At 58.4% G+C, this 7315-nt stretch carries 9 protein-coding genes and 1 pseudogene; 2 read left to right on the top strand and 8 right to left on the bottom strand.

The features are described 5' to 3' along the window. The first annotated feature begins 555 nt into the window (after positions 1–555). On the top strand, positions 556–1092 hold the full coding sequence (locus ACIREA_RS22410; protein ID WP_397384581.1) for a hypothetical protein: 537 nt from the start codon (positions 556–558) through the stop codon (positions 1090–1092). 38 nt (positions 1093–1130) lie between these two features. On the opposite strand, the gene nth is transcribed toward ACIREA_RS22410, so the two are convergent. The 8 genes from nth to ACIREA_RS22370 all read right to left on the bottom strand — a co-directional run bounded on the left by nth (position 1131) and on the right by ACIREA_RS22370 (position 6659). Next, a complete protein-coding gene (nth, locus tag ACIREA_RS22405; RefSeq protein ID WP_397384580.1) occupies positions 1131–1784 on the bottom strand; it encodes an endonuclease III in 654 nt (217 codons plus the stop codon). A 5-nt stretch (positions 1785–1789) separates the two neighbouring features. Further along, complete coding sequence (locus ACIREA_RS22400) at positions 1790–2269, bottom strand: 3D domain-containing protein (RefSeq protein ID WP_397384579.1); 480 nt, start codon at positions 2267–2269, stop codon at positions 1790–1792. A 204-nt stretch (positions 2270–2473) separates the two neighbouring features. Beyond that, positions 2474–2917, bottom strand: a complete 444-nt coding sequence (locus tag ACIREA_RS22395) for a thioredoxin family protein (RefSeq protein WP_397384578.1) — start codon at positions 2915–2917, stop codon at positions 2474–2476. 63 nt (positions 2918–2980) lie between these two features. After that, positions 2981–3676, bottom strand: a complete 696-nt coding sequence (locus ACIREA_RS22390) for a CDP-alcohol phosphatidyltransferase family protein (RefSeq protein ID WP_397384577.1) — start codon at positions 3674–3676, stop codon at positions 2981–2983. A 25-nt stretch (positions 3677–3701) separates the two neighbouring features. Further along, positions 3702–4190, bottom strand: a complete 489-nt coding sequence (locus ACIREA_RS22385; protein ID WP_397384576.1) for a hypothetical protein — start codon at positions 4188–4190, stop codon at positions 3702–3704. 45 nt (positions 4191–4235) lie between these two features. Beyond that, positions 4236–5576: an MFS transporter gene (locus ACIREA_RS22380; RefSeq protein ID WP_397384575.1), complete on the bottom strand. Its 1341-nt coding sequence runs from the start codon at positions 5574–5576 to the stop codon at positions 4236–4238. 61 nt (positions 5577–5637) lie between these two features. Next, on the bottom strand, positions 5638–6276 hold the full coding sequence (locus ACIREA_RS22375; RefSeq protein ID WP_397384574.1) for a DUF2490 domain-containing protein: 639 nt from the start codon (positions 6274–6276) through the stop codon (positions 5638–5640). Between the two features lie 8 nt (positions 6277–6284). Continuing rightward, positions 6285–6659, bottom strand: a complete 375-nt coding sequence (locus ACIREA_RS22370; protein WP_397384573.1) for a group 1 truncated hemoglobin — start codon at positions 6657–6659, stop codon at positions 6285–6287. Positions 6660–6816: 157 nt separating this feature from the next. On the opposite strand from ACIREA_RS22370, the pseudogene ACIREA_RS22365 reads away from it, so the two are divergent. Then, positions 6817–7315 (top strand): annotated as a pseudogene (locus tag ACIREA_RS22365) (hypothetical protein); the annotation flags it as partial.

Below are 7315 nucleotides of genomic sequence, written 5' to 3'. Positions count from 1 at the left end.
CGCGCTGGCTGAGAAAGTAGCGGCGCGTTTCATGAGCTGGGCACCTTTTATAGGACATATAGGTCCTGTAAGGCCCATTCAATGCCTCATCGCAGACACAGCGTCATAGCGACTGGATTGAATGGAAATCTCAAAACCAAAAAAAAGATTTGCCCAATCTATTGATTTGAGAGATTATTTAACCTATCTAAATAATCAATAGATGCCCCACTTCTCATGAAAAGGATCCTAATTTACGCTTTCAGCGTCAGCGTTGCCTTTTGCCAAAGTGCGGTGGGCCAGACTGGTTATGGTGTCATGGGGGTGCCTCCTGCCGGTTATGGAACTCCGCCTCCGGGATATGGTACTCCACCGCCCAGTGTTCCTGCGTATCCTAATTCTTTGCCCCCAGCCTCCGTCACGCCGGCAGTGACCGCTCCGCCTGGCTATGCAGATCCGTACGCCTCGGCACCACAGCCAGGAGGCGTCTCCTCTTACACGCCTCAGGGCGTTAGCAATTACAGTTCACCACCCACTGGCGCCGCCGGTTACGGAACGCAGCCGAGCGGGCCTAATATGGTCAACTTCAACAACTTGGAAGCCTACTACCGCTACGTGGCTCCCAAGGCCAGCAACCTCTCGGGAGCAAACACCATTGGTGCAACGCTGACGGTGGCCCTCTTCAATCCGCTGTATTTGAAATTTGGTGCTTCCTGGGGCAGCGGCGGTGGTGGCAGTGTCACGGGTGCGACCAAGGGGAATTATGACTTTGCCAGCATTCAGGCTGGTGCAGGTTTCCACACCTCTTTGATCAACGAGAAGCTCACTTTTGTGGCTGAGGCCGGTCTTGTTTACGCCAGCTTGAAAGCGCAGGACACTTCCGTCAGCTTCAGCGACGGCTCCATCTATGTGCGTCCTGCATTGCGATTCACCCCCCTGACCTGGCTTGAAGTTCAGGCTGGCGTGACCGTGAGCAGTGCTGACAAGTACGACAGCAAGATGATCGATTTGTCGACCTACTTCCGCGTGCTGCCCATGTTCGACATCGGTATTGGCGGCGACTTTGGCAATACAACCAAGGCTTTCCGCACCAGTCTGCGTCTGCGCTGGTAAGCGCCGCGATTGGCCTTTACCCAGAACGGCGGAGACCTTCAGGCTTTTTTGATGCTGACAGGCCTCCGCCGCTTCGCGTAGCAGGTGCGGCAGATTTCACACACGGTGCCATCGCAGCCACGTGCGCTGCAAAACTCCCTGCCGTAGAAAATGATCTGCAGGTGCAGCTTGTTCCAGGATTCCTCCGGAAACAGATGCTTCAAATCCCGCTCGGTCTGCAGCACCGACTTGCCATTGGTCAGGCCCCAGCGCTGGGCGAGTCGGTGGATGTGGGTGTCCACAGGAAAAGAAGGGATGCCAAAGGCCTGAGCCATCACGACTTGGGCGGTTTTATGACCGACTCCCGGGAGTCGCTCCAAAGCCTCCAGCGAGGCGGGAACCTGCCCTTGGTGCTCCGCCAGCAAGATGCCGGAAAGCTGCTTGATGGCCTTGGCTTTCTGCGGTCCCAGGCCGCAAGGGCGCACAATGGCTTCGATTTGATCGAGGGGGGCGGCTGCGAGTGCCGCCGGGGTTTTACCGAGCCGAAACAAGGCTGGCGTCACTTGATTGACGCGGACATCGGTGCACTGGGCTGAGAGCAGGACGGCCACCAGCAGGGTGAAGGCATCCTCATGATCCAGTGGAACCGGGGTCTCTGGGTATAGCTGCCCCAGCCGACTCCGAACGTAATCCGCACGCTCCTGTTTGGTCACTGGGTCTAAGAACTGCGCTGAATGCGGCCCACCATGCGGCGGATGTGCTCATAGCCCATGCGCTCCCTCATGATGGAGAGGCTCTTGGAAAACGATCCCCATTTGATGACACGAATGTTCACATTGCGCACACCCCAGGCATTCATGGTGGCCTTGTCCGGCTTGTAGAGGTCGATGGTGTTGGTGCCCACCAAGGCGGAGCCATAGTCATCCACCTGATAAACGTAGGGCAGGCCTTCGATCTGGAAAATGGTGCCTACCGGATACACCGACCAGTCGGCAGCAGCACTGCGTACGTTTCCATACTTGAGCTGGGTTCCGACGGCCGTCTTGGCTCCGTAAATGATGTGGTCTGACTCGCCATGCGTGTAGGCAGTGGTGCGAACAGAGGTGATGCGAGTGCTCCGGCCCATGAAGCCTGAGGATTCACAAGACGCCAGCAAACAGGCGGAGAGGCTGAGGAGAAGGAGTGTGTGGTATCGCATTTTTATTAACAATATCTGATTGTTAACTTTCCTTTTAGAATACTTATTGTGGGGTAATTCGCCGCTGAAATCAATCTTTGATTTTCGGACCACTTTTGAGAAAGGGGCCGTACGGTATCAAAGGCGGCAGTTCCCGTCGCGAAAGGGAACTCTGTGTGCATTCCTGGCTGTGATTGAGCCTGCAATTGCGGCGGCCAATCACGATCAGCTTCCGCTCTTTGGGGAGGCTTCCGCCTTCTTCAGAACCTTGGTCAGCTTTTTGGCGAAATCCTTGGGGCTGGTGACGTCTTTCAGGTCGTCCAGGGTGGTCTTGCCCGTCGAATCGAGGAAAAAGAGGTGGGGGATGGTCTCCACCTTGAAGCCTTCAGCGAGCTTGCTATTGGCTTCCTCGTCGATGTCAAGGTAGGCCCAGTTGAACTTGTCCTGCAGCGGCTGTACCTCACTGCTCGGGTAGACCTCCTTTTTCATTTTCTGACAGGGGCCGCACCAAGGGGCTGAGAAAACGAGGATGACGGGCTTGCCGTTCTCCTTCGCGGCCTTCAAAACCGCGCCTGAGGAGGTGAAGAACTTCGGGCTGTCTTTGGGGAAATCAGCGGCGTGGAGGCTGAGCGAAAACAGGGTGGCGAATAAGAGGAGCGCTTTTTTCATGAGGGTGCGGGGATAGGGACGCAAGCCACAGCACGAATATTTCAACTCCTGGTGGGCACCCTTTCAAAGCGCAGACTTGTCACCTGAGCGAAGTGTCTGGGCCATGACGGACAACCGCCTCCAGCATGTCCAGAGGCCGCCGACAAAGATCAGCGTCAGCGCCAGCAGGATGCCCCAGCGTTCGTGCCCGGTCAGATGCTGGATCATTTCGATCAAAAGCCCGCCGCACAGCACGGCCATGCGGTGTTGTTTGGCCATGGGGCCGCGGAAGTCGTGCTTGCCGGTCAGGGAGGCACCCAGCACGCGGATGTAGGCCGTCCAGACCGCCGTCACCGCGCAGCACCAGCCCAGAGGAATCACATGGAAGAGCTTCACCACCCCGGGATCTCCCGCGCCGCTGTAGCCCGCACCCACCATGATCAGCACATCCGCCACACGGTCCGGTGCGTCGTTGAAAATCGCCCCAACTGGTGAGCCCTTGCCGCCTTCCACCGCCACCATGCCGTCCATCAGATTGCACACCAGCCTCATCTGGATGCAGACGAGCGCCCCCAGCCAGGCCGCGAGAATGCCGGTGATGCTGGTTTGATCTCCGGCGACCATGAAGCAGGCCATCGCCCCGCCAGCAAAGACCACGCTCAGCAGTGAAATCGCATTCGGTGTGATGCCGGAGCGCGCCAGCCAGCCTGCCAAGGCATGCGCCCAGCGGGTGTCGCGGGATTTCAGACTACGGCGTGACGCCAGATGTTCTTCGGGCACGCTCATCTGCGGAAGGATTTTGAGCTCAGCGTGCCGTTGATTTCCAGCTAACCACCCGCCCGTTAACAAAGTCCGCCGTTCCAGCGGTGTAAGGGATGTAGGTCACCGAAGTGCCACTGCCCCACATGGGATAACCGCCGTAGCCATAGGGACCGAAACCGCCAAAGCCGGGGTAGCCGAAGCCACCATAACCAAAGCCACCGTAGCCAAAACCCATGTTCATGTTCATAGAGCGGACCGGACGCTGGCCTTCATAGTTCCAGTTTTCGCTCTCTCTGCCACGATTGATACCCACTGAGACGGTGTCAGGACGTCCCCATGCCAGGAAAACTGCATCCCGAGTCATGCCCTCGCGGATCAGGCCATGCGTCACAAGCTGGCGGTCTTTGGTGCTCAGTTTGGAAAACATCTGCGGGTTTTTCTCAATGCGCGTCTGGGGCGTGGAGGAGCACTGGACCAAAAAGGTGGCGATGGCCAGAACCAGACAGAGGCGGATAAAGTAGGGCGTTTTCATGGTTGGGAGCATTTTGCTGCCGGTGAATATATTTGTCGAATGTTCTTAATGACCTGATGACTCTACGTTTCGTTCATCTTTGCCGACTGCAAAAACGCGAAGCAGCATCCAGCCGCTCGCCACCACCACAGTTCCGGCAAACCACCACGGCCACAGCTCCAGTGCTGCGGCAAACACGCGGGGATCGTCCGCGCTCAGGTGCAAATGGCCGCCCACCCAGCTGGTCTGCCAGCCGAAAAGTAGGGTGAGGGTGCCGTAGGCCAGATTGATCGTCAGCCCGCGAAAGCTCAGCGCGGTGGCCCGCTGCTCGGAATCCACGATCTCATTGAGATAATGCGACAGGAAGAACTGGAGGAAGCGCATGCTCAGGAACAGCGGCATGACCAAGGCGATGCCCGTCCAGCCGGGCTGCGGATGCGCCGCCGACAGCAAGCCGCCAAACACCACGAGGCCGAGCCAGGTGAAATTCTGCCGTGCAGTCATGACTTTGGCGCTCGTTTCCATCAGGCTGGCGGTCACAAGGCCCAGCAGAGACACCCCGGTGCCGATCACGCCATACCAACCTTCCTCGATGCCCACGAGGCGGTAGAAATTGCTGGCCACGGTCAGGAACAGACGGATCACACTGTCAAAGACCAGCCCGAACAGAATCAGTGCGAATGCGGCTTTCGTGCGCCAGATCCAGCCGCCTGTTTGCAGGATGGAGATCCAGGTTTCGCGGATGCTCTGCAGCAGAGAAGTCTTGGGGGCAGGGTTGCGCACTTCGGTCATGCGCAGGGTCACCACCAGACAGGCCAGCGCCGTGCCAAGGCCAAGCAGCAGCGGCAGTTTCATGGACACCTGCCTGGCCACCGTCACATCCAGACCAATCCAATGCAGCGCCGTCGTCAGGCTGTGTGCGTCATACAGCACCGATCCGGTGATCGAGGACACCACAAAGCCCAGGGCCATCCCGCGTGAAAGCTTCGCCATGATCTGCGGCCACAGCGTCGTGCGCTCAGCAGCCGGCAGGGAGTCATAGGCCAGCGCCTCATCCGCCCCGCTCGCGCAGGCTTCGGCAGCCCCGCTCAGTAGACGGTTCACCACAAATAGCCACAGCACGAGGTCATGGTGCCCCGGCTGCATCAGGCACAGCACCGCCATTTCCAGCACCATCAACACACCTGCCGCCACCACCAGCGGCCTGCGGCCAAAGCGGTCTGCCAGCGCTCCGGATGGCACCTCCAGCACCACGCTGGTCAGCGCCCACACCACGTTCAGCGCCGCGAACTCACCGATGCTCAGGCCCAGATCGAGGAACAGAATCGTGAACACCGGGTAGTAAAACCGGCAGTTGAACAGGATACGGAACCACACAAACAGGCGTGCATTGGAATGCTCAGGCATGCCTCTCTCTACGCTTCAAATCAGGACGCGGGCAATGCAAAGCCTCGAATTCCGTCCTGCTCTAGAATCTCACCCTCAAATACGTGCCCAGCACGGATTCGCTTTTCCAGGTCGTCTTGGTGCGCCTGGAGTCGATCATGTAAAAAAGGTCGAGGTCCATCGAATCGGTGAGCTTGAAAGTGAGTCCCAGTGGGATGAAGCGGTTCTCTGTTGGGCGACGAAGATGCAGGTCCATCAGACACTCATCGCTGGCATAGATGCGTGTCAGCGGGCCCAGCGGCTGTGGCAGTGTCCAGGCGACCTGCAGGCGGTGCCGGGTGCGGTTTGACGTGGAGGGGACACCTTGGTTCTCGCGCCATTCCATGCGGTTGCGCCAGTCCAGTCGCACCTGCTGCAGCTCGTAGTGGGGATTGATTTCCAGCTCCGGGCGGAGCTGGTCGTAACGGTTGTGCGTGGCGGTGTTTTCGAGCCTGAGCATCGACAACCCCAGACCGAGATCCAGCCATTTTGCTGCGGCATACTTCACGCGCGGGCTCACCATTTGCGCGTAGGAGCCGTCCGCTTCATCGGCAAAGTTGCCCATGAACACGCTGCCCGTCCATGGTGGTTTGCGGTAGTAGTCCACATTTGACCAAGCCCACCACTCATCGGCTTGTGCGGTCAGAGTTGAAAGAATGCAGAGAAATAGCAGCAGGCGCATCAGATGAATCAGTAGGAGGCGCCGATGATCTCGTTGGTCATGGCGTTGATTCGTTCGATGACTTCATCCGCTTCTTCCTGGGTCACTCCCATGTCGAGCAGCGTCTCAATCAGATGATTGGTGAAGCTGCTAAAATGATGCCGGGTGATGCCGCGTCCATGATGCGTATGCGCCAGGGGGCGCCCGCTGTACTGGATCGGTCCGCCGGTGGCCATGACAAAGAACTCGCGCTGCATGGCGTGCAGTTTCTCCAGTTCGGTGTGGATGAAAAAGGGCCCGAGTTCAGGATCGGCCAGCACGCGGACATAAAAGGCGGGAATGAGGGCGGAGATCATGTCTTCGCCACCGAGACGGTCATAGAGAGAGGGTTTGTTAGTATTCATGCAGAGATGCTTTAAGCACAAACAGCGCCGCCATGCCGGGGCAAATCAGCTCAGGCCAAATCCGGCGCAGCGAATGCCAGCCTTCGCGTGATGCGCACACAAGAATAGCACACAATCCCGTTGCGCTTCTGGCACTAAACATGCCTATGAGAAAGGAATGTCATTTCTTCAGCAACTGCATCTGGACAATCCCGTAGCCTGCGACCTGCTTACCTTCAGCATTGTCATTCTCGGTGGTATCGGCCTGGGCAATATTCGTTTCCGGGGAGTCAAACTGGGCACCGCAGGCGTGCTCTTTGCCGGTCTGGCCGTCTCTCATTTTGGGATGCGTCCCAATGCGGAGGTGGCGCACTTTATGAAGGAGTTTGGGCTGGTGCTCTTCGTCTTCGCGCTCGGCATGCAGATGGGGCCGGGCTTCTTTGCCTCGCTGCGGCGTCAGGGACGCATGCTGAACGCCTATGCCTTCGCCTTGGTGTTTTTGGGGGCCGTGGTGGCTTTGGTGGGTGGCTGGATGCTGGACATGCCGCTGCCTGCCGTGGCGGGTTTGTTTGCCGGTGCCACCACGAACACGCCCGCACTCGGTGCCGCGCAGCAAGCGCTTGCCTCAGCCCATGTGGACCCTGCGCTGATCACGCTGCCGGCGCTTTCCTATGCGG

This window comes from Prosthecobacter sp., from assembly GCF_044373815.1.
Lineage (GTDB): Bacteria > Verrucomicrobiota > Verrucomicrobiia > Verrucomicrobiales > Verrucomicrobiaceae > Prosthecobacter.
Note: the sequence above shows the minus strand (reverse complement) of the source record. Positions and strands in the feature narration are given on the sequence as shown.

Bases quoted from the DNA above. Each gene is read 5' to 3' on its own strand.
- ACIREA_RS22410 (WP_397384581.1), top strand. From the start codon at position 556: ATGGTCAACTTCAACAACTTGGAAGCCTACTACCGCTACGTGGCTCCC.
- ACIREA_RS22400 (WP_397384579.1), bottom strand. From the start codon at position 2,269: ATGCGATACCACACACTCCTTCTCCTCAGCCTCTCCGCCTGTTTGCTG.
- ACIREA_RS22395 (WP_397384578.1), bottom strand. From the start codon at position 2,917: ATGAAAAAAGCGCTCCTCTTATTCGCCACCCTGTTTTCGCTCAGCCTC.
- ACIREA_RS22385 (WP_397384576.1), bottom strand. From the start codon at position 4,190: ATGAAAACGCCCTACTTTATCCGCCTCTGTCTGGTTCTGGCCATCGCC.
- ACIREA_RS22380 (WP_397384575.1), bottom strand. From the start codon at position 5,576: ATGCCTGAGCATTCCAATGCACGCCTGTTTGTGTGGTTCCGTATCCTG.
- ACIREA_RS22375 (WP_397384574.1), bottom strand. From the start codon at position 6,276: ATGCGCCTGCTGCTATTTCTCTGCATTCTTTCAACTCTGACCGCACAA.
- ACIREA_RS22370 (WP_397384573.1), bottom strand. From the start codon at position 6,659: ATGAATACTAACAAACCCTCTCTCTATGACCGTCTCGGTGGCGAAGAC.